At 50.0% G+C, this 24,712-nt stretch carries 30 protein-coding genes and 1 pseudogene; 10 read left to right on the top strand and 21 right to left on the bottom strand.

Annotation, left to right across the window (positions count from 1 at the left end; all coding sequences use genetic code 11):
* Positions 1-18: 18 nt before the first annotated feature.
* From tcyN to UC14_RS20705, 7 genes and pseudogenes are all read right to left on the bottom strand, one after another.
* Entirely contained in the window at positions 19-771 is a 753-nt protein-coding gene (tcyN, locus tag UC14_RS20735; protein ID WP_013575772.1) for an L-cystine ABC transporter ATP-binding protein TcyN, read from the bottom strand.
* Positions 768-1,437 (bottom strand): annotated as a pseudogene (gene tcyL / locus UC14_RS20730) (cystine ABC transporter permease). Before tcyL ends, tcyN begins: the two are co-directional and overlap by 4 nt.
* A 70-nt stretch (positions 1,438-1,507) precedes the next feature.
* On the bottom strand, positions 1,508-2,308 hold the full coding sequence (tcyJ, locus tag UC14_RS20725) for a cystine ABC transporter substrate-binding protein (protein WP_015690037.1): 801 nt from the start codon (positions 2,306-2,308) through the stop codon (positions 1,508-1,510).
* 135 nt (positions 2,309-2,443) lie between these two features.
* Entirely contained in the window at positions 2,444-3,403 is a 960-nt protein-coding gene (locus UC14_RS20720; protein ID WP_112198351.1) for a D-cysteine desulfhydrase, read from the bottom strand.
* A gap of 238 nt (positions 3,404-3,641) precedes the next feature.
* Positions 3,642-4,148 (bottom strand): flagella biosynthesis regulatory protein FliZ, encoded by a 507-nt coding sequence (gene fliZ / locus UC14_RS20715; RefSeq protein ID WP_013575776.1) that lies wholly within the window; start codon positions 4,146-4,148, stop codon positions 3,642-3,644.
* Between the two features lie 54 nt (positions 4,149-4,202).
* Positions 4,203-4,925, bottom strand: a complete 723-nt coding sequence (locus UC14_RS20710) for an RNA polymerase sigma factor FliA (protein WP_013575777.1) — start codon at positions 4,923-4,925, stop codon at positions 4,203-4,205.
* A gap of 308 nt (positions 4,926-5,233) precedes the next feature.
* On the bottom strand, positions 5,234-6,514 hold the full coding sequence (locus UC14_RS20705; RefSeq protein WP_013575778.1) for a FliC/FljB family flagellin: 1,281 nt from the start codon (positions 6,512-6,514) through the stop codon (positions 5,234-5,236).
* Positions 6,515-6,889: 375 nt separating this feature from the next.
* On the opposite strand from UC14_RS20705, the gene fliD reads away from it, so the two are divergent.
* From fliD to UC14_RS20680, 5 genes are all read left to right on the top strand, one after another.
* Complete coding sequence (gene fliD / locus UC14_RS20700) at positions 6,890-8,326, top strand: flagellar filament capping protein FliD (RefSeq protein ID WP_013575779.1); 1,437 nt, start codon at positions 6,890-6,892, stop codon at positions 8,324-8,326.
* Between the two features lie 14 nt (positions 8,327-8,340).
* Positions 8,341-8,778: a flagellar export chaperone FliS gene (fliS, locus tag UC14_RS20695; protein ID WP_013575780.1), complete on the top strand. Its 438-nt coding sequence runs from the start codon at positions 8,341-8,343 to the stop codon at positions 8,776-8,778.
* Complete coding sequence (fliT, locus tag UC14_RS20690) at positions 8,753-9,115, top strand: flagella biosynthesis regulatory protein FliT (protein WP_013575781.1); 363 nt, start codon at positions 8,753-8,755, stop codon at positions 9,113-9,115. Before fliS ends, fliT begins: the two co-directional genes overlap by 26 nt.
* Before the next feature lie 386 nt (positions 9,116-9,501).
* A complete protein-coding gene (locus UC14_RS20685; protein WP_231576043.1) occupies positions 9,502-10,182 on the top strand; it encodes an AraC family transcriptional regulator in 681 nt (226 codons plus the stop codon).
* Positions 10,183-10,300: 118 nt separating this feature from the next.
* Positions 10,301-10,477, top strand: a complete 177-nt coding sequence (locus UC14_RS20680) for a GhoT/OrtT family toxin (RefSeq protein WP_013575783.1) — start codon at positions 10,301-10,303, stop codon at positions 10,475-10,477.
* A 131-nt stretch (positions 10,478-10,608) separates the two neighbouring features.
* On the opposite strand, the gene UC14_RS20675 is transcribed toward UC14_RS20680, so the two are convergent.
* The gene (locus tag UC14_RS20675) at positions 10,609-10,767 is read right to left on the bottom strand and encodes a YqaE/Pmp3 family membrane protein (protein WP_015690040.1); all 159 of its coding nucleotides are present in this window, start codon (positions 10,765-10,767) and stop codon (positions 10,609-10,611) included.
* A gap of 70 nt (positions 10,768-10,837) precedes the next feature.
* A complete protein-coding gene (locus tag UC14_RS20670) occupies positions 10,838-11,092 on the bottom strand; it encodes a hypothetical protein (RefSeq protein ID WP_037034427.1) in 255 nt (84 codons plus the stop codon).
* Between the two features lie 41 nt (positions 11,093-11,133).
* On the opposite strand from UC14_RS20670, the gene UC14_RS20665 reads away from it, so the two are divergent.
* Both UC14_RS20665 and UC14_RS20660 read left to right on the top strand, forming a co-directional pair.
* The gene (locus tag UC14_RS20665; RefSeq protein WP_112198350.1) at positions 11,134-11,655 is read left to right on the top strand and encodes a DUF4186 domain-containing protein; all 522 of its coding nucleotides are present in this window, start codon (positions 11,134-11,136) and stop codon (positions 11,653-11,655) included.
* A 233-nt stretch (positions 11,656-11,888) separates the two neighbouring features.
* On the top strand, positions 11,889-12,164 hold the full coding sequence (locus tag UC14_RS20660; RefSeq protein ID WP_013575787.1) for a hypothetical protein: 276 nt from the start codon (positions 11,889-11,891) through the stop codon (positions 12,162-12,164).
* 69 nt (positions 12,165-12,233) lie between these two features.
* Here the strand turns inward: UC14_RS20660 and UC14_RS20655 are convergent, their stop codons facing one another.
* Complete coding sequence (locus UC14_RS20655; protein ID WP_013575788.1) at positions 12,234-12,503, bottom strand: hypothetical protein; 270 nt, start codon at positions 12,501-12,503, stop codon at positions 12,234-12,236.
* A gap of 158 nt (positions 12,504-12,661) precedes the next feature.
* On the opposite strand from UC14_RS20655, the gene UC14_RS20650 reads away from it, so the two are divergent.
* A complete protein-coding gene (locus UC14_RS20650) occupies positions 12,662-12,862 on the top strand; it encodes a hypothetical protein (protein WP_013575789.1) in 201 nt (66 codons plus the stop codon).
* A gap of 65 nt (positions 12,863-12,927) precedes the next feature.
* Here UC14_RS20650 and UC14_RS26890 read toward each other — a convergent pair whose 3' ends face one another.
* Positions 12,928-13,101, bottom strand: coding sequence for a hypothetical protein (locus UC14_RS26890; RefSeq protein ID WP_013575790.1), 174 nt, complete (start codon positions 13,099-13,101; stop codon positions 12,928-12,930).
* Positions 13,102-13,431: 330 nt separating this feature from the next.
* Here UC14_RS26890 and UC14_RS20645 point away from each other — a divergent pair, with 330 nt between their 5' ends.
* Entirely contained in the window at positions 13,432-13,896 is a 465-nt protein-coding gene (locus UC14_RS20645) for a GNAT family N-acetyltransferase (protein ID WP_112198349.1), read from the top strand.
* Between the two features lie 80 nt (positions 13,897-13,976).
* Here UC14_RS20645 and UC14_RS20640 read toward each other — a convergent pair whose 3' ends face one another.
* Entirely contained in the window at positions 13,977-14,216 is a 240-nt protein-coding gene (locus UC14_RS20640; protein ID WP_013575792.1) for a hypothetical protein, read from the bottom strand.
* A gap of 144 nt (positions 14,217-14,360) precedes the next feature.
* Complete coding sequence (locus tag UC14_RS20635; protein WP_037034430.1) at positions 14,361-15,266, bottom strand: bestrophin family protein; 906 nt, start codon at positions 15,264-15,266, stop codon at positions 14,361-14,363.
* Between UC14_RS20635 and UC14_RS20630 the strand changes: the two genes are divergently transcribed.
* The gene (locus UC14_RS20630; protein ID WP_191996173.1) at positions 15,216-15,515 is read left to right on the top strand and encodes a hypothetical protein; all 300 of its coding nucleotides are present in this window, start codon (positions 15,216-15,218) and stop codon (positions 15,513-15,515) included. The two genes, UC14_RS20635 and UC14_RS20630, sit on opposite strands and share 51 nt — an antisense overlap.
* A 1,018-nt stretch (positions 15,516-16,533) precedes the next feature.
* On the opposite strand, the gene UC14_RS20625 is transcribed toward UC14_RS20630, so the two are convergent.
* The 8 genes from UC14_RS20625 to UC14_RS20590 form a co-directional block, all read right to left on the bottom strand.
* Positions 16,534-16,806, bottom strand: a complete 273-nt coding sequence (locus tag UC14_RS20625; RefSeq protein WP_112198348.1) for a hypothetical protein — start codon at positions 16,804-16,806, stop codon at positions 16,534-16,536.
* A gap of 112 nt (positions 16,807-16,918) precedes the next feature.
* On the bottom strand, positions 16,919-18,418 hold the full coding sequence (locus UC14_RS26885) for a pyocin knob domain-containing S74 family peptidase (RefSeq protein ID WP_198670100.1): 1,500 nt from the start codon (positions 18,416-18,418) through the stop codon (positions 16,919-16,921).
* Positions 18,419-18,468: 50 nt separating this feature from the next.
* Positions 18,469-18,705: a cor protein gene (locus UC14_RS20615; protein WP_112198347.1), complete on the bottom strand. Its 237-nt coding sequence runs from the start codon at positions 18,703-18,705 to the stop codon at positions 18,469-18,471.
* A 125-nt stretch (positions 18,706-18,830) separates the two neighbouring features.
* Positions 18,831-19,505: a hypothetical protein gene (locus UC14_RS20610; protein ID WP_112198346.1), complete on the bottom strand. Its 675-nt coding sequence runs from the start codon at positions 19,503-19,505 to the stop codon at positions 18,831-18,833.
* A 1-nt stretch (position 19,506) separates the two neighbouring features.
* A complete protein-coding gene (locus UC14_RS20605; RefSeq protein ID WP_112198345.1) occupies positions 19,507-19,821 on the bottom strand; it encodes a hypothetical protein in 315 nt (104 codons plus the stop codon).
* Positions 19,822-23,448: a phage tail protein gene (locus UC14_RS20600; protein ID WP_112198344.1), complete on the bottom strand. Its 3,627-nt coding sequence runs from the start codon at positions 23,446-23,448 to the stop codon at positions 19,822-19,824.
* A gap of 9 nt (positions 23,449-23,457) precedes the next feature.
* Positions 23,458-23,982 (bottom strand): tail assembly protein, encoded by a 525-nt coding sequence (locus tag UC14_RS20595; RefSeq protein ID WP_112198343.1) that lies wholly within the window; start codon positions 23,980-23,982, stop codon positions 23,458-23,460.
* Positions 23,925-24,650 carry a C40 family peptidase gene (locus UC14_RS20590; protein WP_112198342.1) on the bottom strand — a complete coding sequence of 242 codons (726 nt, stop codon included), beginning with the start codon at positions 24,648-24,650 and terminating at the stop codon, positions 23,925-23,927. Before UC14_RS20590 ends, UC14_RS20595 begins: the two co-directional genes overlap by 58 nt.
* Between the last annotated feature and the right edge of the window lie 62 nt (positions 24,651-24,712).

The raw sequence follows: 24,712 nt of genomic DNA, 5'->3' as shown, positions 1-24,712 counted from the left end.
ACGCCCACGGTTTTGATCTCAGTGGGCCAGGAACTTCTCCAGGAACTGTTTCGTCCTGGCATGTTGCGGATTCGAAAACAGCTCTTTCGCTGGCCCCTGCTCCACGATTTTCCCCTGATCCATAAAAATAGCGCGGTCTGCCACGTCACGGGCGAAACTCATTTCGTGGGTCACAATCACCATGGTGCGGTGCTCAAGTGCCAGTGCGCGGATAGTGTTGAGCACTTCACCCACCAGTTCCGGGTCGAGCGCGGAGGTCGGTTCATCAAACAAAATCACTTCCGGGCTCATCGCCAGTGCGCGGGCGATGGCAACGCGTTGTTGCTGGCCACCGGAGAGACGTCGCGGATAGGCATTTTCTTTGCCGCTTAACCCGACCTTTTCCAGGAGCTGACGTGCTGTGGCGATGGCTTTTTCTTTTGACTCGCCCTTCACAATCACCGGTCCTTCGATGATATTTTCCAGGACTGAACGGTGCGGGAACAGGTTGAAGTTCTGGAAAACAAACCCCACCTGCTTGCGCAGCTCACGAACGTTATTCTTCTGTTTACTGAGCGGCTTGCTGGCATCAATTTCGATATTGCCGACTTTTATGGTGCCGCCGTCCGGCTCTTCCAGCAGGTTAATGCTGCGCAGCAAGGTGGTTTTACCCGAGCCGCTTGGCCCGATAATCGCTACCACTTCGCCGGCGTTGACCTGTAAATCGATACCGTGCAACACCGTTTGTCCGTGGAATTTTTTTGTCAGTTGCTTTACGTCAATGGTACTCATGAAGGCTCCTGATCCTGACGGTTAACGCGGTCTTCCAGACGGTTTTGCAGGAAGGATAAAACGGTCGCCAGCACCCAGTAGATAACCGATGCGGCCAGATACATGGTGAACACTTCCAGCGTGCGCGACGTCACAAGCTGTGCCTGACGGAACAGTTCCGGCACCTGGATGGTCGCGGCCAGCGAGGTATCTTTTACCAGGCCGATAAAGCTGTTACCGAGCGGCGGCAGCGCGGTGCGGGCGGCCTGCGGCAAAATCACGCGGCGCATGGTCTGCCACGGATTCATACCAATACTGGCCGCCGCTTCCCACTGCCCTTTTTCGATGGACGAAATCGCCGCACGCAGGGTTTCGGAGGTGTAGGCCGCGGTATTGAGCGACAGGCCAATCATGGCTGCCGGGATAGGATCCAGCTCGATGCCAAACTGTGGCAGACCGTAGTAGATCATAAACAATTGGGCGATCAGCGGCGTGCCACGGAAAACGGAGACGTAAAAAACGCGATAACCATGACAGCGGCCAGAAATGCGAAAGGCGCATCAGCGCCAGCACGAAGCCCAGGATAAGACCGAACACCATTCCGCCCAGACTGAGCTGGAGCGTAAACAGTGTTCCTTTCAATAAAAATGGTGCTGAATCCAGCACCAGTTGAATACTTTCTTGCATCCGATAAGAACCTTATGGATCAGTTCGTAATGAGCCGGAGCGCCAGTCTGACGCTCCGGTTTTACGGGTATTATTTTGTGACGTCAGCACCAAACCACTTTTCAGAGATTTTGGCGAGCGAGCCATCTTTCTGCATTTCAGCAATCGCTTTGTTGATAGCAGCCAGCAGTTCCGGGTTGTCTTTGCGAATGGCCACGCCAGATTCCAGACGGGAGAACGGTGCGCCTGCAACGGCTAAGGTATCACCGGTTTTCTTCACCAGATCCAGTGCTGCCAGACGGTCAACCAGAATGGCGTTGATACGGCCTACGCGCAGATCCTGATATTTAGTCGGGTCATCATCATAAGTACGGATGTCCACGCCCTGCACATTCTCGCGCAACCATTGCTCGTAGTTACTGCCCAGACCCACGCCGACTTTTTTGCCTTTCAGATCTTCAGGTTTAGTGATGGTGCCTTCCTGACCTTTTTTAGTCAGCGCCTGAATACCGGAAACGGTGTATGGCGTAGAGAAGTCATATTTTTTCTCACGCTCAGGCGAAATGGTCACCTGATTGATCACCACATCAATACGCTTGGATTCCAGCGAAGCCAGCATGCCGTCCCATTTGGTCGGTTGCAGTTTCGCTTTAACGCCCATGTGCTGCGCCAGTGCATCGGCGAACTCGACTTCAAAGCCGGTCAGTTTGCCGTCTTCACCCTGGAAACTGAACGGAGGGTAAGTCCCTTCCAGCCCGACAATCAAGGTGCCGCGATCTTTGACTTTCTTCAGTAACCCTTCGTCAGCAAAAGTATTGCTGACCATGCCTGCTGTCAGCGTGACCGCAACAGCACCCAGAAGTAAACGACGACGCAGTGTAGAAAAACCCATATTCACCTCAGTTATAGTTAGTTATAGAACGCTATATCCCCTACGAATTTGCGCACAGTAGCACCCGCCGCGTCAGTTATCAGGAATATAATTCTATAATCTTAGCTCAAAAAAGCATAAGCGGATTTTAGAGTATTAAACCTGCGGATGATACGCAAACAGTGCCGGTGCACCGCCGGTATGAATGAACAGGATCGGGCCTTCATCCGGGAACAAACCACGCGCTATACCGTCGAGCAATCCGGCCATCGCTTTGCCGGTATACACCGGATCCAGCAGCATGGCTTCCTGCTCTGCCAGCAATTTCACGGCGGCGGTTCCGGCTTCATTTGGCTCACCGTAGCGTGGCGCAAAATATTCGTCCCACAAGGTAATTGACGGCGTTTTCTCACCCAGTTGTAATTGTGTTGTCACTTCCCGGGCGATGGCTTCAACTTTGGGACGCTGGGCATCGGCACTGCGCGACACTGTCACACCAATCAACTGCGTGTCTGGCATTAAATGTTGCAAAGCGACGGCCAGACCAGCGTGCGTACCGGCGCTGCCCGATGCCACCACCACGGCACTGAAATCCACAAAACTGGCCGAAGACTGCTCGGCGATTTCCAGCGCGCACTGCACGTAGCCGAGTGCACCAAGCGCATTGGAACCGCCAACCGGCACGACGTAGGGACGAAAACCTTGTGCTTCCAGACGTTCGGCTTGTTCTGCAAGCTGCGCCATCGGGTCATCAAGCGCATCGCACATCACCACTTCCACATTGAACAGATCCAGCAGCAGACGGTTGCCGTTGCTCAGATAATTGACTTCGGTGGTGCCGATCGGGTTTTCCAGCAACGCAACGCATTTCAGGCCCAGTTTGGCGGCCACGGCGGCGGTCTGGCGTACATGGTTTGACTGAATGGCGCCAGCGGTCACCAGCGTATCCGCGCCTTCTGCCAGCGCTGCGGCGGCCAGATATTCCAGTTTGCGCAGCTTGTTACCGCCCATGGCCAGCGGCGTGATGTCATCGCGTTTAATGTAAATGTCACGTCCGGCGTATTCGGAAAGACGATGCAGTTTTTCCAGCGGCGTGGCGCTGCCCAGTAAATCGATCCGATCGAAGCTTCCAGCCGGGTTTTAAGCAAAGAAATTTTAGCAGGCACGATGTTCCCCTGACGCACAGCACGGTGCCGCACGAAGTCGTTATAGTCGAAGTTGGTTTGAGTTTAGAGACAGGTTATTGAGTAAGTATATAAAGAATTTATAGAAACTGCGGACAGATTCAAGACAAAAAAACAGGCTCCCGGAGGAGCCTGTTTGTGCATTGCGTGTCAGTCTGTCTGAGATCCGATTACGCGGATTTCTGCCAGGCCAGATACTGGTCGTATTTGCGCAGGGCAATACGGTAGTTGTCATGACCCGCCACCGGCAAATCATTGATGATCCGCTGGTGGATACTGTCCCCTGAAAGTTTATCCAGAGGATAGTTGTTTGCAGAGAGGATTTCATCCAGACGGCGGAGGCGGACAACATACTCGCGCACCGTGCTGTGATTCATCTCAGTCTGCTCAAACAGATATTGCTTAAACGCCATAATGTCAAAATAGGACGAATGGCTGTTACAGCTTATCTCACTGCAAAAACGACACAGTGCGGTCAGTTCCTGCGACAGGTTGTGCCACACGTCATCATCAATAGGCTGGTCCATCTTGGCGATGGCCTCTTTATTGATGATTTGCCCGCGAAACACCAGTGCCATCCTGTCGAGTTCTTTTGCACACTGTGAGCAATGAGTCTGACTGTGTTTAAAATCTTTAAGATAACGGCTTAAAGGCCTTGTTTTGATTCCCGCTGGCATAAATTTATTCCTGATAAGGGATATAAAATGTATAACCGGCCAGGAAAAAGCGGATCAGTGGTCGTTGGCCAGGCGTGTTCGCAAACGCTTAATCGCCTGACTGTGGAGCTGGCTTACACGGGATTCCCCGACGTCCAGCACCGCCCCGATCTCTTTTAAATTCAACTCTTCCTGGTAGTAAAGCGTAAGTACCAACTTCTCCCGTTCAGGTAACGCATCGATAGCTTCCATCACCCGGTGGCGTAAATTACCCTCCAACAGATGATGTAACGGGTTGGCCTCTTCGTGCCCTTCCATCAATGCCTCGGCAGTATCGCCGTGCTCTTCGCGCCATTCGTCATAAGAAAACAACTGGCTACTGTTCGTATCCATTAATATCTGCCGGTATTCCTCAATGGGAATATCCAGCACCTGCGCCACCTCTCCTTCACTCGGCGGTCGCCCTAATTTCTGTTCTGCGCTATGCATCGCCTGGGACACTTCACGCGCATTACGTCTGACACTACGCGGCACCCAGTCGCGGCTACGCAACTCATCGAGCATCGCGCCGCGAATACGCTGAACGGCATACGTCGTAAACGCCGTCCCCTGCATCGCATCAAAACGCTCAACCGCATTTAACAGGCCGATCCCGCCCGCTTGCAGTAGATCATCAAGCTCTACGCTGGCGGGAAGCCGCACCTGCAAACGCAGGGCTTCATGGCGCACAAGCGGAACATAGCGCTGCCACAAAGAATTTTTGTCTATCACGCCGTCGGCGGTATACAGATCGCTCACTGTCGTAACCTGGCAAATTTAGGGTCAGTATCATTGTGCCAGTGATAATCGCTAATCAATCGGCTGAATAAGGCCTGAAAAACGCGGTTATTTTGATTATGTCTCGCAGATTCTGTTTGCAGACGTCCGCCGGTAACACCGCAAACGATTGACTAAAAAACAATCGCAACATAAAGATTATCTTAAATTATACCAGCGAATGCCCCGCATTAATCCTTAAGAATGGTAAATTTTAGTTAAAAAAAACCCCGCCGGAGCGGGGTTTGTTCTGTTTGTAACCGAACTGCGTAATTTGTCGACTAAGACAATTATTGCAGCAGGGACAGTACAGACTGAGGAACCTGGTTAGCTTTAGACAATACTGAAGTACCAGCCTGCTGCAGGATCTGTGCTTTAGACATTGCTGAAACTTCTGTTGCGTAGTCAGCATCCTGAATACGGCTCTGTGCAGAAGACAGGTTAGTCGTGGTGTTGTCCAGGTTGGTGATGGCAGAATCGAAACGGTTCTGAACCGCACCCAGTGAAGAACGGAAGGTGTCAACTTTAGCGATAGCAGCGTCGATTGCTTTCAGTGGGTCAGAAGTCGCAACGCCAGTGTAAGCGTTGGTGTTAGCAGCACTGGCGATGTCGCCGATGGTGCTTGCAACGTTCGCAGTACCGGTAGCGCCGCCGTCAACGATAGCGCCAGCTGCAGTTTTGTAGTCTTTACCCTGAACGGTAACGTAACCTACTGCTGCGCCAGTGGCGTCTGCGCCAACTTTAACCAGTTTGCCAGTCTGAGTACCTGCAGTAACACCGTTGTCAGTGTCAGTGTAAGAAACGTCAGTGGTGTTCAGTGTTACAGCGCCAGTTGCGTCATCTACAGATGCAGCGTAGTTGCTGGTACCATCAGAAACAACGTAAGTTGCAGTCGCTGCGCCAGCTGCTGTCTGAACGTTTTTCAGAGACAGTTTGCTTGCGTCCAGGCCCAGAGAAGTTGCCGCTGCAGACAGGTCAACGTTTTTCAGGGAGCCGCTTGCGCCAACCTGAGTGATTGCATCGCTGGTTTTCAGTGCGTTGCTTGCTACTGAGAAACCGTTCAGACCCAGAGTGGTAGAGTCGATTTTCTGCAGGTCGATGTCGATAGTCTGACCATCGTTAGCGCCAACCTGGATTTTCATCGTCTGGTTAGAGGCCAGTACGTTCACGCCGTTGAACTGAGTCTGACCAGATACACGGTCGATTTCAGACAGACGGGACGTGATTTCGTCCTGGATTGAGGTCAGGTCGGAATCGGAGTTGGTGCCGTTAGCAGCCTGAACAGACAGCTCACGAATACGTTGTAAGTTGTTGTTGATTTCGCTCAGTGAACCTTCAGTGGTCTGCGCAACAGAGATACCGTCGTTGGCGTTACGTGAAGCCTGAGTCAGACCGTTGATGTTAGAAGTGAAGCGGTTAGCAATCGCCTGACCAGCAGCATCGTCTTTTGCGCTGTTGATACGCAGACCGGAGGACAGACGCTCGATAGCGGTGCTCAGAGCGGACTGGGATTTGTTCAGGTTGTTCTGAGTCATCAGAGACAGCGTGTTGGTATTGATAACTTGAGCCATGAGTGTATTCCTTCAAATCTGGTTAAGGGTTCGGGCTTATTGCCCACGGCGTTCATCACCGTCCAAACTTGTATCGGCGGTACTGCGGTAACCTTTAGAATTATTTCTCAAAAAATCCGGTTTTCTTACTTTGAGAATTACCCTTCCTTATACCGCCTATTCACGCCATTACTTTTTGTTGTGATCTATTAAACTTTTTCTCCGTCGTGCCGATAGGGCTTAAAGACTCTTTTATACCTAAAGTCATTGGAGTTGCAGTAAGCGGCGAGGGAGTGAACCCGTTACCTGACATCCGTCAGGAAAACCGGTGAACGAACGAAGCGAAGGCGACTGTAAATTCACGTACTCAGGGCAATCAAACTGTAAAGGATAATTATGGCCACTTCAGGCACTATCTCTTCATTAGGTATCGGTTCAGGTTTACAACTTTCAGACCTGCTGGATAACCTGACGACTGCAGAAAAAAAACGTTTAACCCCGATCACCGCGGCACAAACCAGCTATAGCGCCAAACTGACGGCCTATGGCACGCTCCAAAGCGCATTACAAACTTTTTCTGACGCTGCGACCGCATTGTCATCGACCAATACTTACGGGGCGACCACGGCTTCGTCGAGCAACACGTCTGCGTTCAGTGTGACAACCGGCACCGGCGCCGCGGCGGGTAAATATTCCGTTTCCGTGACACAGCTGGCCTCTGCGCAGTCTTTGGTTTCTGCCACGCAGTCGAGCAATAAAACCGCACTGGGCGCCACGACCACTGATAATACCCGTACCCTGACCATCAGCCAGGGCGACGGCAGTAAACCACTGAGCATCAAACTGACCGATGATCAGACTTCACTGACCGGTGTTCGTGATGCGATCAATAAAGCCGGTGGCGGTGTCACGGCCAGTATCGTCAAAGTGGATGACAGCAGCTACAAGCTGGTACTGAGCGCGAACAATACCGGTACCAATTCAGAAATGACCGTCAGCGTCACCGGTGATGACCAGCTGAATAATATTATCGGATATAACTCATCCACCGGCACCGGTGCGATGACCGAAAATGCCACAGCAGGCAATGCCAAGCTGACCTTTAATGGCATCGATCTGGAACGTCAAAGCAACACCATCAGTGATGCGCAGGACGGGATTACGTTAAATCTGACCGGCACGACCACAACCGCAGCAACGCTGACAGTGGCGAAAGATACCTCTACAGCCTCCACCGCTATCCAGACTTTTGTCGATGCGTACAACAAGTTGCAGGATACGTTCTCCAGCCTGACCAAGTTCACAGCCACCGCAACGAATACCGATACGGCTGACAGTACCAACGGCGCATTACTGGGTGACAGCGCACTGCGTACCATCCAGACACGTCTGAAGTCAGCGATCACCGGCGTCTCGGGTTCTGGTTCAGTAAGTTCATTGCAGAGTATCGGTATTACCACTGACCCGGACACCGGTAAGCTGGAAGTTGACAGCACCAAGCTGAGTGCAGCGTTAACCAGTAACCCGAATGCTGTGCAGACCATGATGGTAGGTGACGGCAAAACCACCGGCGTGATGACCAACATCAGCAACCTGAACAGCGGGTTCCTGAACACCAGCACCGGTACGATTGCTAATGCCCAGACGGCTGTGAACACCACGCTGAAAAGCCTCACCGAGCAGTACAACAAGGTGAACACCAGCATTAACGACACCATCGCCCGTTATAAAACGCAATTCACGGCACTTGATGTCTCGATCCAGAAGCTCAACAGCACAGCGGATTATCTGACGCAGCAGTTCGAAGCTATGTCCTCATCAAGTTCAAGCTAGTAAGGAAACTGAATATGTATAATGCAAAAGGAACTCAGGCCTACGCACAGGTAGGCCTTGAAAGTGGCGTCATGAGCGCCACTCCGTATCAGCTGGTGACGATGTTATTCGACGGGGCGCGCAGCGCCCTGATCCGTGCTCGTATTTTTATCCAGCAGGGCAGCATTGCCGAAAAAGGCAAATCACTGTCTATGGCAATTAACATTATCGACAGCGGACTGAAAGCCGGATTAAGTCGTGAAAAAGGCGATCCTGAATTAGTGGATAACCTCGAAGCGCTTTATTCCTATATGGTCCGTCGTTTATTGCATGCAAATTTACACAACGATCAAGAGGCCATCGCTGAGGTGCTGACCTTGCTTGAAAATATCGCCGATGCCTGGCGGCAAATCGGCCCAAACTACCACCCGTCGCAGGACCAATATAATGGATCAACATCAGTATCTGGTTAATGAATATCAACTGATCCTGTCTTTAAGCGAGCAGATGTTGCGGCTGGCGAGAGAAGAGAAATGGGATGAGCTGGTTGAGCTCGAAGTCAGTTACGTCAAAGCAGTCGAAGCCACGACCCGGTTACCGATGTCAGAACAGACATCGGTAATGATTCAGAATGATGTCCGCCGCTATTTGCGCATTATTCTTGATAACGAAAATACGATTAAAACATTGTTACAAGCCCGGATGAATAAACTCACCGAGCTGATTGGTCAGTCGTCCCGACAACAACAAGTGAATACGACTTACGGAAAAATTGACCTCCGTTCGATTGCCTTCGGCGATCGCCAATAATTATTAAATATTTGTTTGTTTTCTTTCCAATATTTCTTGTGCAAAAATAAGGTTTCAGAGGCAGAGAGCGCCTGGCTGCCAGGGCTAGTTCTCTCTGTCTGCTCCCATAACTTACACATATTAACCGGCAGCCTGTTTGTATTAGCAAAGCGGGAATTATTTATCAGGCAGCACACTACAGGTTGCCGTCGTCATTTTCGGGCATCATCATCATGGTTCGTAAAATAAAAGTGACTCCAGGGATAGGAACCATTTCTCTGCTTATTCAGCATAGTGAACTTTTTATTCATGATGTTTATATTGATAAGCCACAATTGGTTCTCATTCAGAACGGAAGCCTCTCAATTACGGATCAGGCACAGCAAGTCACACTGCAGGCTGGCGAAATGCTGGTGCTTAACAGTGGACAAACGTTGAGCATGACTCACCATTTATCCGGAAATGGCCCTTTCAGCTGCGCCATCATGGCATGGGATCATCAGTTACTCAGTGATGCAGGCCTGCACGCAACCGGCTTCAGCCCGCCACTTCTTGCTGTTAATACCCTGCAAGTCATTCCGCACATCCCCGGTGCGTTCAAACAAAGTTTTACCGACACTCACTCAGCCATTCTCTGGCACCATGGTCTGCCCGCACCGATAACCCGCCACCGCATGCTTGAACAGTTACTCTGGCTGTCGCAACTGGGTGTGCGGTATTCCGTACAGCACAGTGAAAGCGTGACAGATAACGTACGTGAATTATTAGTCAATAATCTGCATAAATCATTTACCGCCGCTGAAGTGGCAGAAAAGCTGATGATGAATGAAGTGATGTTGCGCAGACGTCTTGCGGGCGAAAATTGTGTGCTGCGAAATCTGATGATCGATGTACGCATGACCCACGCACTGCGGTTGTTGCAATGCACCGATCTGGCCATTTCACATATTGCACATCAGGTAGGTTATGAAAGCGGCTCGCGTTTTGCCGAGCGTTTCCGGAAACGTTTTGGATTCGCCCCTACCGCCATCCGTGGTCATTTACGCCCCCTTTCTACCCCTGCGCTGCTCACAATCGACAACATATAACAACTCGCGCCAAACAGACACAATACAAAACCTTGAGTAACATCACACAATATTTGATTACCAGATGTTAACGGAATATCATACACGCCGTTATTTTATTCATGGGCAGGAGTGAGTTGTGCACGTTTGGTGGGAAGTGATTAAAACAATTTACTGGGGCGGATTGGGCATTGCGGTGCTGTTCACTTTGCTGGTGAGCCGCGATACGATAAAAATAAGACTGTTAACTTCCGGCATTATCGGATTTACCTGGCCGATGAGTCTGCCGGTCGTCCTTCTCTTCTCTCTGTTTTGAGTTTGCCTGCACTGAATGTCCTCTTAATATCCTGAACCCGGCCTGCTGACCGGGATCAGATAACTGCAAGACAGTGTTATTGTGAGACAATGTGTTACTGCAAGACAATGTGTTATTTGCGAGACAAAGTGTTATTTGCGAGTCTGCACCCAAAATCCGTGGATTAGACCCGGCAGGTAACCGCAAAGTGTCAGGATAATGTTCAGCAGAAACGCACCGCCGAAACCGTTGCCAATCAATACGCCCAATGGCGGCACAAGAATTGTGATCAATACTCTCCAGAATCCCATCTTACTCTCCCTTTGGTTATCATTGTGTTAACGATAGCGCATGAGAAATGAAACGGGCATCAGATGAAACCTAATTGATCAGCTCCAGCATAATTTCAACATCCCGCCGTGTTTTTTCCAGCATGTCGGTATCGCCGTTGCGGTGTTCAGCATCCGACACCTGGTGGATCTGGCGCATCTGCCATCTCACCTGATTCTTTTGTTCGTCGGTCATACTGCGACACATCACAATGATAAAGTTTCGCAGCATCATCTGTTGCATGGCAGTTTCTTCAGCTTGCTTGTTGACCGACATGACCAAATCTATAACATGTTTTTCTGCCATTGCAGGTTCCTGCGGGAGTGGAATAGTCAGGCCAGACTAACATGGTCTGGCAGCCGCTGATGGCGACTGATGATGTGATTAACGCCGCTATTTCTGCGCCTAGAATTGACCCGGACATCCAGATTATGTTTTCCATCGATCATGTTTTTAAGCGCCTGGCCGCTTCACCTTTCCGTCAGCGTTTCCATCTCGGTGCCAAAGAGTACCGGTATTGCCAGGATAAAGGGCCGGAGACGGTCAGCCAGCACGCGGCGGATTTCATTGCTAAGCGCCTTGCCCCGGCAGAGCCAGAGCAGGATGGAAAACAGACGCCGATGCGCGGTCACCCGGTATTCATTGCCCAGCACGCAACGGCCACCTGCTGTCGCGGCTGTCTGGAAAAGTGGCATCACATCCCCGCACATACGGCTATGACACCCGCACAGCAGCACTATGCCGTGACGGTGATTTTGCACTGGCTTCATCAGGAAATGCAGCGCCCTGCTCCGGTCGCTAAAGAACGAAAATCTAACAAAAAAATCTCAGACACACCGGACAACGCACAACAGCTGAATTTGTTGTAAGAGGCGCATCACACTCGGTAAAAAATAAAAAGTGATAATGGTCACATTTTTCCCGCTTTCCCATCCCCAAGTAAGATCGTGCTCTATAATTTTAGAGGAATAAGAATTGTGCGACGGGTTGTCTTCAGCACGCCCTTTGAAGTTTTTGCAGTCTTTCGGATGAGCTTTTCCAGGTGAAACGAGTTTTACACTTGTTGTCAGGATAATTGCCCGTATTGGGAAAAGGAGGATGCATGTCTGAATATCATTATTTACTGGTTGGCGGAAGCCGCAACGGACAACGGCATGTTGATAAACAACATCAGTTTTCGTTGTGCTTTTGGGAAGACGCAGCACAGAACGCGGAACGCGAGTTTTACGGTAAACGTAACGAACGCTACAAAGTTAATCCGGAAAAAGGCGCAGACGGGAACTGGTATCTTGTGGGCTATTGTGGAAATTGTTCGAAAATTAAAGCCGACGAATTAACCACCCAGGCGCTCACCAAGCACGTGAAACCCCTGATGTAAAAATTGTTTTTTGAAAGCCATAAACCCCGCCATTAACGCGGGGTTTTGTTTTCAGGAGCCACCTGACTTTCAGGCCGCCATCCCCTGAATGTTGCGGGCGAAAAATTCAACATGCCCGCCCACCGTAAAATGCGCCTCGTGATGCCCCAGACGGCCAAGTGGCGCAATGCGCACAATTTCACCTTCAAATTCACCATCATGAATTCTGGTGATCGCCACATCAAGCTGATAGCTGGCCGGATGTACGCCTACCGGAAACGTCAGCAACTTGACCCTGTCACCGATCTCAAACCGGGTAAGCAGCGGCAGCGGTGCCTGTTCAAACAGATCCTGATCCATATGTGACTCCTTGTTTTCCAGTGGAATTAATTAGAGGATAGAATATATTGCCGCGTCCTGCCGGATACCGGCGTGAAGCACTTCTCTCTTTCAACATTTATATCCCGCAAGAGCTGGCGTAACCGTCTTTTGCCCCCCGAAAATCATGAGGAACCCCTGTGAAAAAACTGACGCCACAGCAATGCATCATACTGACCGGATTTACCGGCATCCTGCATGGCGAATTTGAGTGGTTTCACGAAGATTTGGAAAAGCGACTTGGCCGTGAAGTTCAGACCTCAGAACTGGGATACCCGGAGTTTATGGAAGAATGCCGCAGCCTGTATGAAGAGGATTTTAACAACCTGATGCCGGACTAAAAACGAAAGGCCGGGCAAACAGTATTGCCCGGCCTCCTGAGTTCATCGTCATTTAATACAAATCACTAAGGCTTCACGATGCCGCGGATAAAGTGTTCATTCACCCTGATCACATTGCCCGTTTCAACGTTAATGACCTGATATTGCACTGGTTTAACCTCATCCAGAACAGCGACAATTTCAAATAAACCTGGTGTAAAAGTAAGCGTGACAAAAACGCCAACAGGATAGACAGCCATAATTTTATCCTTTCAATCAACCTCTTATAATATACTTCCTTTCCCCCAGCGCGATAACACGCAAATCATTAATCACTCCAGGTTATTTCATCGCATACATTAATCACTCGGGATGAATGTTACATAAAAGAAATAAAGAACATGTATAAAATGAAGCGGAGGCACTTAAAATCGGATAACTCTGACAGACGTATCAGGAACATAATTAAATTTTACACTCTTCTTACGCAAAGGCGGTTTTCCGCCACACTTCTGCCTGCCAGTCCCTTGTTTTCGGGGGGATTTAAGTTAAAAATATAAATCCACTTTGTTACATTGAGAGCCTGCGCTGTGAGTGCCCAGATTTTTGAAACCGATGCGACTCATCCGCATCTGACACGACTGATTGCTGAGCTGGATGCCTATCAATATCCGCTCTATCCACCGGAATCGTTTCAGGGAATTAACATCACTGAACTTGATGAAGGTGAGATCACGTGTTTTATGGCGAGGGTTGATGATGACTGGGCCGGTTGCGCCTGTCTGTTTATCACAAAACACGGCCTCGCGGAAATGAAACGTGTTTACGTGAGCCCGCTGTATCGCGGTCAGAGCATTGCCTCATTACTGATTGCCGCAATGGAAAAGAAACTGAAAGCGTTGGGGTACAAAGACCTGTTTCTGGAAACGGGTGTGTTTCAGGAAAAAGCCATCACGCTGTATGAAAAACTGGGTTATTGCCGGACAGAAGCGTTTGGCGACTATGCGTTGTCCCCGGATCCGCTGAGTGTTTATATGATGAAAGCGATGAGGTAACGCACGGGAAACGGCAGAAGCGGCAATAAATACCTCCATAACGCTGTCTTATGACAGGGTTATGGAGATGCAAAAAGCAATTACATCAGAACGTTGCTTTTTGTTGCAGTCTGGTCATTCGACGGAATAACCCATTTTTTAAGTGTGATGATAAAGAAATTTTTACCCTTGGTAATTTTCGCACCACGGTCACCACATTCCAGCGCAAGTTTGAAAAACTCATCACTGTTAATATTAAAAGCCAGCTCGACTTTTTTCACCATACCGGAATTAAGCAGATCTTCAGCTTCGTGCAATGATTTGGCCTGAATAACTGACATAACGACCTCGTGATATCGGAAGGGATTGTTTTAGCTCCTACATCCTATTTCACTTTTGTTTCTAAATTATGACAGCTTCATGAACATTAAGAATTTTGCCATTGCACTGATTAATAATTAGCCAATTTGTGCGCACGATCACCTCTACGTCAGACGGAAGCGCGGATCCGGCATCGGGGTATCCGGCAGTTGCGTCTGGTTGTTCATCTCACGCAGGTTAATCTCTACGTTGGTGCACATGGCATCCAGAGGCAGGTGGTTATTGGCCAGACCAAAAGGCATTTCCAGCTCTTCCGCCAGCGTATCAAGCGACAAAAAACTATAAGAAATAAAACCTGACACCAGCAACGTCATGTAGTGCAAATCCACCACCAGTGCAAACGGCAACAAACTACAGAACAGATATACCGTCCTGTGCAGCAACAGACCGTACGCAAACGGAATCGGCATGCTAACGATGCGTTCACACCCACCGACCACTTGTGAAAGCTGTAACAGCGTGGAATCCATATGGGTATAGACAATATCCGACAGTTCACCGCTGCGGCGTCGTTCAGCCAGCCATTGTGACAACCGCAGCTGAACCATATTTGTCGGCGCACGGCGCGACAGAATATCTTCCGCATCGTCACCCAGCAAACGCTGAAGATCCGGACGCGGATCGCTGTGACGCAACTGGTGCTTGAGGCTGAAACAGAACGCCAGCAGCAACGCAGTCACGCGCTGCGCCTCTCCCGGACACACAGCCATCACCTGACTTTGTAATGTCCGGCAGGCAATCAGCAAACCACCCCATAATTGCCGCGCCTCAATATAACGTGCGTACGCGACGCTGTTACGAAAGCCGAGGAAGATCGCAATAGAGACACCGAGCAGGCTGAAAGGCGCGAGTGTGAGTTTCACGCCAAGGGTCTCATACCAGGGAAGAGTGAGAATGGCGGCAAGTGACATCAGTAAATTGAGACTCAGACGGAACAGAATACTGGGCAGGACAGAACCATGCCAGGCGAACAAACGCAAGAACCAGTGACGAGGGGGACGGATTATCATTTTGTGCAGGTGCTTTATGCAGGTGAAGCGTTTTTTTTTGCGATTCTGGCAAATAAACCTGCCCATGCAAAGGACAATTTTGTGACACCGGTAACATTTTTTCTGAAACTTACAGTTCTCCGTTACAACTCGCCGGTTATCCCATTCACAACGCTGATTTATTCCCTCTGCAACCTCAAGTTACTGCCCGTTAAGGTCGATAATAGTAACAGGAGGAAAGTAAATAAAGTGGCCAAAATTCCCCCATAACTGACTTCCTGTAACAATTCGATCAGATGCTCCGTAAAGATGCAACTCACCCTACTGACGTGAAGGACTGGAGCCATGAACATAATGTTAAGTATTGCGATGGTCACAGGTATTGCGGCATGGTTCTTTATCAGCTCATCAATAGATGATATCCGAAACGATTATTGAGTGATTCACAACCCCGCCGGGCGGCATCCCGTCCGGTCATTTTCAATCATGGCGGGGTTAATTTCATTGTCTTTTTCATCTCTTAAATTAAACTTTTTATAACGTAACGTTTTGAAGCAATAATTACGCTTACTTCACGCCGAAATAGATTGTCAGTTTATGTCAATCTGAGAGAGCATGGCGGAAAATTTAAGCATGGTGTACTGATGAAAATTCTTTTTATTGTACTCATCGTTCTGGCGGTCATCGGGTTGTTGATCTGGCTGATACTCCGGTCAGCCGCGAAGGATGCTGATAATGATTATTAATCATTTCCCCCTGCCTGCGCATGGATCTACAGGCTTCATAAGAATTACCGGACAATAAATATCCGAACACCAAACTCAATACAAATTAAAAACAATGGTGTCAGATTGTAAAAATTCGGGTGAAATAACTCGCATGATGATTAACAAGCTAATTAAAAGCTTTCATGCGAATAACAACGGTAAAAGTACGCCTTAAGCGTAAAACACGGATGTGTTTCTGATGTTATTTATTAAGTGAAATAGGAAGAAGAAATAATTAGCAGTTATTAATACAAATTAATCAGTTAGAAAATAATATTTTCATTGTGTTCAATGGAGGTGATAACAGGGCAAACTTTTTGCTCACCCCCTGCACCCGCTTTATCCGCCAGATTCTCCCCTACACCGACATGTTCATCATATGAGGCTTAACCTTTTGAATACATAGAAGAACATGTTAGAGCAGGTACAACACAGACGACTAACGCGAGCAGACATTCTAAGCAGGATAGAGAATGTAAGTTCGCGTTAATTTTTTGCCCCATCCATGCCCCATTCACTTTTCACTCACTCTTCAGCATGAAGTTATCCAGGCTGTCATCGAACCGCTCGATTTCTTTCTGTTGCCCCGCGATTGCCTGCAACACCTCCATGCCATACCTGAGAGATACCGGATCCTCGATCACAAACCCGAACCAGCCGTCGTAAACCTGTCCTAACCAGTAACCGCCACCGTGCTCTTTCAGGCGCTGGAAGAAAACGTATGTGCCTGGTTCTATCCAGTCTCTCGTCTCGTCAAGATACACGACATCAAAATTCGGATCCTTCCCGCCCATAGTAACCACCACAAAATACTGTTTACACATACAGTGTAAGCATAAAGTTTTTTGATTGCGAAGTAAGGAAACGGGTGGATGTTTTATGCCGCTGATCGACAAGGAAAGAAAGTTATGAGGCCGGTTCGCCATTGATCCCGAGTTTTGTTTCGACTGTGTCCAAACGCTTCAGCAATGCTGAGATAAGTTCTGCCTGGTCTTCATTGCGTTTCTTTAATGCTTTAATAGCGGCACCAGAATATGCGGCTGATACCCCAAGTGTGTTGAGCGATAGCGTGTCCTCTTTCGCGAAGAGCTCACCTTCCTCGTCGATATAAAGCTGTGGGTTTTGAGTCAATGTGACTGCATCAGGACAATCTTTTTGGACATCCTGCGCAATGAAACCAAAACCTTTAGCGCCCTTTGTTACCGAAATTACTTTTCCGGCTTCGTCATATTCACTCGGCACTGAGCAATAATCCCATGAACAAGTTCTCCATGAGGTCAACGCGGTTAAAGCTTCCTCGGGGTCTATCTCCTCGACATGCATTTTTACATCAATATCAGACACTGCGGTCCATCCTGCGGACGAAGTGCCTTGCCCATTGTCTAACATTGTGAAGTCAGTGATTACGGCGGTGTTGTTACTATTCACGACACGGAAGCGGAAACCACCACTCCCCTGACCACGGTTACATACAAAGTCAGCGCCACCAACAATGCCCGTACCGTTCCACCCCATATATGCCCCCTGTATAGCGGGGTTGTTTAGTCCTTGAGTATAAAACCCCGCAGGACCTGCTGAAACTTGTGCTCCGACTGTGAAATTTCCTGATATGGACCCATTCCCGGAAAATGCTGGTGATGCTTTGGGCGCGAAGGGAGCCGCAGCGACAGTAGCTGCGCCGGTACCGCCATTTGCCACAGGAATGATGCTCTTGCCTGTGAAAATGGGCCACCAGTCGGACCAGTTCGGTGCAGCCGAATTGAAATTACCCGTGAGTCCACGAACAAAGGCCTCACCCTGAAAAGTGATATACATCTGCTGGCAACCATACGCTGATTTGGTCACAAATAATGTGCCAGCTTTCCCTATTGGATAGCCGTTCGCAATTATCGCGTTAGCATTGGCCGTCTGATAATAAATATTAAAATCTGCGGTATTCCCGAGATTATTGGGGAAAATTGTCGACCCTAAATTCCCACCATCTGCATACGCTTTCGCTATATCTGATGTCAGCTTAGAGAAGCTGGAAATGTTCACAACGGTATTATCCGGCGCGACAATGGCGATTGTGCCAGTACCGGTCATGATCTGCTGCCAGCCATCCATCTGGGACTGGTAGTAACCCAGCTGAGCTGCCAGGCGCTTGGAAAAGTCAGGCACGGAGTCCGTATAAAAGCTCATCACTGCATAAGCAGCGCCAGCGGCCACTGTTCCGGCAGATGTAGTTAGCGTCAGGTGGGTGGCATCCTCGACGCTGGCAATCTCATAGATTTTAACGGTACCTGATGCCGGAAGCAGAAAGGCTTGCCCCGGTCCGATGCCGAACTTGGCATCCAAAAAGTTTGTACCGGTGCCGGTAACCTTTGTTGCCGCTACTGCAACCGTGCCTGTTTTATACCAAGCCATTTTTACGTTACTCCAGATAATAAAAAACCCGCCGAAGCGGGTTGGGTAATTTATTTTTCACACGTTGTCGATGTGAAGTTTGATCTGCTGACCCAGCGCCAGCCAAAAGGGTCTCCGGCTTTATATTGGGTCTGACTGGCTACCTTACGGACGCCATAAATTTGCACGGACGTTTCCTGTCCACCGATGAGCGCGGTACCGCTACAAACGGGTTGCTGCTTCTCAAGCACGCCTGAACATCCCGTAAGCACTCCCGCCAATGCAATCATCAATAAAATCTTTGTCATTTTTATGTCCCTTCGATACTGGATATCGGGACGATAACAACGATGTTTGGAGAGGGATAATTGGTTAAACAGATCAATTATGTGAAATTGATCGTTCAAAACGATCGTTGAATTCAATTTATTGATTAATAAGAAGATACGTCTATCACGTATATCAGATCGTTAGAATTCGCATACCCCACATTTTCAAGTTGATCACCGCCCGGGCTGGTTGTTTGAGAAGACGAAACGCGGGTGGTTGCTCCGTTGAAATAAGCATACGTCTGGATCGGCGACTGAAAGGGTCTGGTTGCTCCTCCAGAATGAATGACGCCGACCATGAGCCCCGTCATCTGCGGCATTACCGCGTAGTTACCGGTGAGCATAGTATCAATGTTATATCCAAGATCAGCAGGGTTACCCGGCGTCCCAACTGCAACGGGCGGATTCATCACTTTGGTTTCATTGGTCAGTATGCACTGGCCCTGCGCGTTATTGATCGCTATTCCCCACGCTGGCTTCGGCTGAGGGATGACGATGCCAAATATATAGACGGTAACATTCCCAACATCTCCACCGGCCAATGTTCCTACCGTAAGCGTGTATGCCCCACCGTTATTATCCAGCCGTCCATATACGCCGGCTACGTCAGATTTGAAGGCAACAACAAAGGGGCTGGAAACAGATACGGCTAAGTTAATCACGCCGCCGCTTCCGCCAAAGTTGTGCACATTCTTTGAAACCAGACTCATCGGCGTCGTATCTGGCGTAGAGAACGGTATCCCGAACTCATCGACCAACATTGCCCCATAATTAGCCATGTTATTGCTTCACTAAGTAGACGATCAGCCAACCTTCTGCCGCCGTGAACGTCCCGGTTGAATAATCGGATCCGGCGTTTGAAAGGGACACGCCGGTCGTCGTCGTGGTGATTTTTCGCCGGGCCGATGAAAGCGCAGCCCCCATGACCGGAGACTGCATCACGGCCACCTTATAACCAGAGGGCACAGCATACGACCATGCCCCTGACACCTGGTCTTTTGAAAGATAAATAGAGCCCAGTATCAGGATCCTGACCAGCCCCGTGTTATTGGGGGTTCCCGAAGCACTCCACGTTTGAATACCAAAGTTCGCCAATCAGAATACCCCCGTCAGTTCCCCGATCTGCACGCGCAGCACACCATTGCCATCAGCAACGCTGATCGTTGTGTTGGTGGTTTTCATCTTGCCGCCGCTCCCCGTGCCATAGTTTTCAATCTGGCCGGTCTTGAAATTGATGAGCAGACCTGACTGGCCTTGTATGTAGTTATCTGACTGAAGTGTATCTGTTATCTTGCCTCTTCCGATGGAGGCATTCTGGATAAACGCGCTGCGAATAAACATCTGTCCATTCATTGATGCAAACACCAACTCCTGACCGCCAGATGTCGGGTTATAAACCGCGAAGGTGTCAGCCGATATAAGGAAGTTTGAAGCCCCGCCAGCTCCATCAATGCCCAGCTGGATACCGGCAATGCGCACAACACCGTTAACCTCAGTCTGAACTTTAACGCCCCACTGTGCAGACAACTTACCGTCTAATGTTGCCACAACCGAAGCGGTCTGCTGTACAGCTGCACTGGTATCATCGAATTGAACCTGCACTGTCTGCTGGAATTCCGCAAACGCTCCATTGGCATCAGCCTGCGCCTTTTCAGTGGTGGTGATACGCGCCAGCGATTTACCCGTTGCCGCGCGCTGAGACTGAGCATTTCTGTCGTTCGCGAGACTATTCTCGATATCCGCGATTGCCGAACTATCAAAATAAGCCTCTGTGCTTTGCGTCAAGTTGGCCAGTGCCTGGTCGGTGGTGGTCTGCGCCGTCTGCAAAGTACCGATAGATGCAGTATTTCCGTCAGTTGTTGCCTTAACGGCATCGACTCGCAGGCCGAGAGCCGTATCAGCATCGGCGCGCGCCTTTTGCTCTGAAGTGATGCTTACTGCATTGCTGGCAGTAGATGCATCAAGACTATCAAGGCGCTGTACCGTAGCGCTCTGGTTGTCAGTGACGGCCTTCTCTACGTTTGTCAGCCTGCCAGTGTTGCTATCAGTCGTCGCTTTAACATCAGTGATAATCTCGCTCAGTGCATTGTCACCTTCGACTCGAGCCTGTTGCTCTGCGGTGATCGCCGCATTGGCCCCTGCAACATCATCAGTATTTTTGTCGAGATCAGCCCGCACATCCGTAATGTCCTGTTTGGCCTGATCAACAGCTGTGTTCAGATTGGTTACTTCGGCCTCAACGCTTTCGATTTCCGAAGTGAGGTTTTTGAACTCTTCGGAATTGCGGATCGCCTCATCGATGTAATCCAGCATGCCGGGGATGTCTGACGATGCTTTGCCTGATGCCTCCACGAAAGCGGACACGCCGAATGCATTCTTGGTGCGAACGTACATGTAATAGGTCGTGTCAGCCTTCAGGCCATGCAACGTCCACTGCGATGCGCGTCCGAGGAATTGAGCCTCAGTTTCAACTGCACCGTTGCTGCTGGCCGGTACCTCGCCTGTGTACCAAAACTCGAATGATGTATCAGTCGTTGCAGTAACGCTCATCACAGGTACGATATCCGCCGAGAAGATACCCGGTGTCCACTGCACTGAAGATGGTACTCCCGGAGCACCGATGACCAAGCTAACCTGAGTCTCAGCACCCTTCATGCCGTTTTCGTTGCGACCGCGCGCGCCAAGCGTGTAGCTGCCAGCGCCCAGACCGTAGAACTCATAGCGGAACTGATCGGTTTCGTACTGCGCTACGACCTTGCCGTCAGTGCTGTACACGTACAATTCGAACACGATTTTTTTGGTGAGGGTAGCCGTTTCCCATGTTGCCGTTACCTGAACGGTTTCCGTATTGGTATTGATGATCCGCAGGTTTTCGATGTTCGGGACACGATAGCCATTCATCGTATCGTTCGGAACATCAAATACCGCTCCATCATCTACAATGGCCTGCTTATTAGGATCATGTAGCGTTGCGGAAATGCTGTAAACCGAATTGTTATCGTCCTCTGAGATACCCATGATGCGAAACAGACGCGGCACCACCTCCCCGGTAGTTATGACAAAAACAGTACCGTCCCGCACCCATGCTGGGGCACTTTTGAGAGTGATCAGTCGTCCGGTTACACTGGCGATTTCATATTTAAAGAATTTTCCATCAGCCCCCATCAGGGACATTGAATCACCGCCGCTGACCAGTTCTGAAACATCTGCATCTACGGTAATAATCGCGCCAGAATGAGAGATGATGCGACCGCCAAGGCGGGTTGCGGCATAGTTGTTATCCATCACCTCGACGATATCGCCCGGCATAAAACGAATAGCCTCGCGAGCCATCTTGAATGTGGTTTTTTGGGTTTCCCGTTTTGCAGTCTCAAGCAACCACTTACCCGTGCGAAATGCCTGACCACGCGAGGTACAGCCGAAGGCCTCAAGAGTAGTTTCGTTATAATCGAAACGGTCAATCATCTCATCATCAGAAACATACTCTTTAACCTGTGACCAGCCATTATTCGGATCAGTCCACGAAACGATTACAGCGTTAAAGCGATCTGAGCGCTTCATTGAACTGTAAGTGAAAAGTCCATCGACCACGTTTGCGTTAGTGATCGAAGCCACCGGGTCTTGTGGGTTATCCAACATTACTGAAAATCGCAAGCCATCCCACAGTGCAATACCGCGGAACATACCCGCAATGTCATCCAGCAGGTCGCGGGCACTCTTCTGTTCGGTTATGTAAGCGTTGAGAGTGAAGCGAGGCTCTTTGCCACCGTAACCATCATCGATAAGTTGATCGCAGAATTGTGAAAGCACATACAGGCTGCCGTCATCCACATCGACGTAACCAGCGCGACGCGCCAGCCCATAACGGGTATTTTTCACCAGGGCGCGGAATATCCACGCAGGGTTATTAGTCCATGCTGATTTAAAACCACCCGTCCAGATGCCGGTATAGGTACGAGCAATAGGATCGTAGTTATCTGGAACGTCGACAATCAGGCCGCGCAGGTGATAAGTGCGCGTTGGCGTATCGGTGTACTGATCGCGGTCCACCACACAACCGACAACAGCCGCATATGGGTAAGAAAGGTTGTCGTCGGTGATTTCTGTGAAACTATTCCAGACTGTGCCGTTGTTCAGTAAGTCGCTGCTGCTGTCGGCTGTCACCCGGCGCAAGCGGATATCGAATGGCTTTGTATCTGGCGCATCAAAAAGGTGAGCCTCAAGATACTCTCCAGACTGTTTGCCGCTGATTGTTACCGTCTTCTGGTTCTGCCAAGCATTATTACCAACACGTGTTTCAATGACCATTGTCACGGACGTTTCATGCTGGTTTCCTTTGGTGTCCTGCTCAACAAGGCTCGTCACGCCGATATTCATTCGAACGCGGTCGACATCCGTGTCAGTGACAGTTCGCACCAGAGGAGTTGCCTGCGTCACATCGGTGTTAACAATGGTGGTCGCCTCAATTGCATTGAAGCCGTTGATTGGCGTTTGTGTTGCCGTTCCCGGGCGCCACGCTACACTGACGCCATTAATACTGGCGTTGCCTGATGCATCGGTAACAGGCGTTTTGTTTAACAGGAATGATGAAAGGTGGGCTTGATCAACCGGTCCGTAAATTGGGCCTTCACAAAGGAGATCGAGAACGCGGAGGTATTGTTTTGATTTTAGATTATCGTCGATTAATTTCGGGGTGCTGCCACCGCCGCCGCCTGAGCTCATGTTGTCACCTTAACTGATTGAAATATCCCAGTCCTGATTGTTCGTGGTATCAATACCAAGACTGATAACGTTGGAACCCACCACCATTTCACCGAGTAGCAGAGGCACCGGTCTCCCCTGCCCAATGCGGTTTTCCGCGCTGGTAAATGAGTTATTTGTGATGGAATTTGAGTCCTGATCAGCAGACGTGCTCGTCTTCATATGCGAGGTCATGTATAGCGAATAAGCCACCGATGCGACGGTTATTGCGACCATAATCCACGTTGCGGCCACAGCCGTGATTGAACCCTCAACAACTGGCACAATCAGCACGCGCGAACCGTCTTTAACGTGGCGATTCATGTGAAACTCGAGGTTGTCACCGCAGACGTCGCTGCCGTCGATGCGCATGCGGATCCGAGTGTTGTAGAAATCGCGTTTGAATGCTGGACACTGTGCCAGCAGTAGGCGAAGTCCTTGCGCCGGCGTGTCGACGTTCATTGTGATCTGGCGGAAATGTCGTCGTAAATTCCCCGCAAATCCAAAAGTGAGCATTGTTCGTGTCTCCAGATGGAGTGAATGAGAGGGACGTGAATCTGGCGCAGCGGTTCGCGGCGGCTGAGCCTGCCGTGTACTTCATGGTGCAGAATGGTGTTGTCGCCCAGCCAGACCATTGCGTGGCATGGGTCACTCTCAGGGAAAGCGCGCCGGATGATCACGTCGCCTGGCTGAATGGAGTCGAAGCCAACCTCATGGAAACCGTTGGCCGCGATGTTTTTCAGGTAGAGATTTTCACCGCGCAACCACCAACCGCTGGTTCGTTCGAAGTCGGGTAAGTCGATACCGCTGAGGTGATAGGCATCGCGAAACAGCGTGTAGCAGTCCGTCTCGCCATGGACGAACCGGCGTCCAAGTAAATGCGGAACCGGACGAAATTTACGCAACGTTCCGGTGCTGGACAGCCACCAGTCAATCCCGGTTGCCAGCTGCGCGGTACGGTCAGCGCCGGACAGAACAAGTTTTGGCTCAGGGTGAGAATGAAAAACGGCGGTGATTTCTCCCGCCGCTTCTGCTTCAAGCCAGTCCCTGTCGGCAATCCGGAAGTTGCGCGTCGGAACTGGATGCACATTGCGGCAGCGCCACAGCCGCGCCCCGTCGATTATCAGCCCGCATACCTCATCGCTGGATGAAGCGGCATAGCCCAGGCATTCAGATTCAAGCATCAGGACACCTTGGCGGAGCCGGGATAGCCGCCATATGGCAGCGAGTTGGGTTTGGGGTTTCT

Source organism: Rahnella sp. NRRL B-41462, from assembly GCF_003263525.1.
GTDB lineage: Bacteria > Pseudomonadota > Gammaproteobacteria > Enterobacterales > Enterobacteriaceae > Rahnella > Rahnella aceris.
The sequence above is the reverse complement of the archived record's forward strand: the minus strand, read 5'-3'. Positions and strand labels throughout refer to the sequence as shown.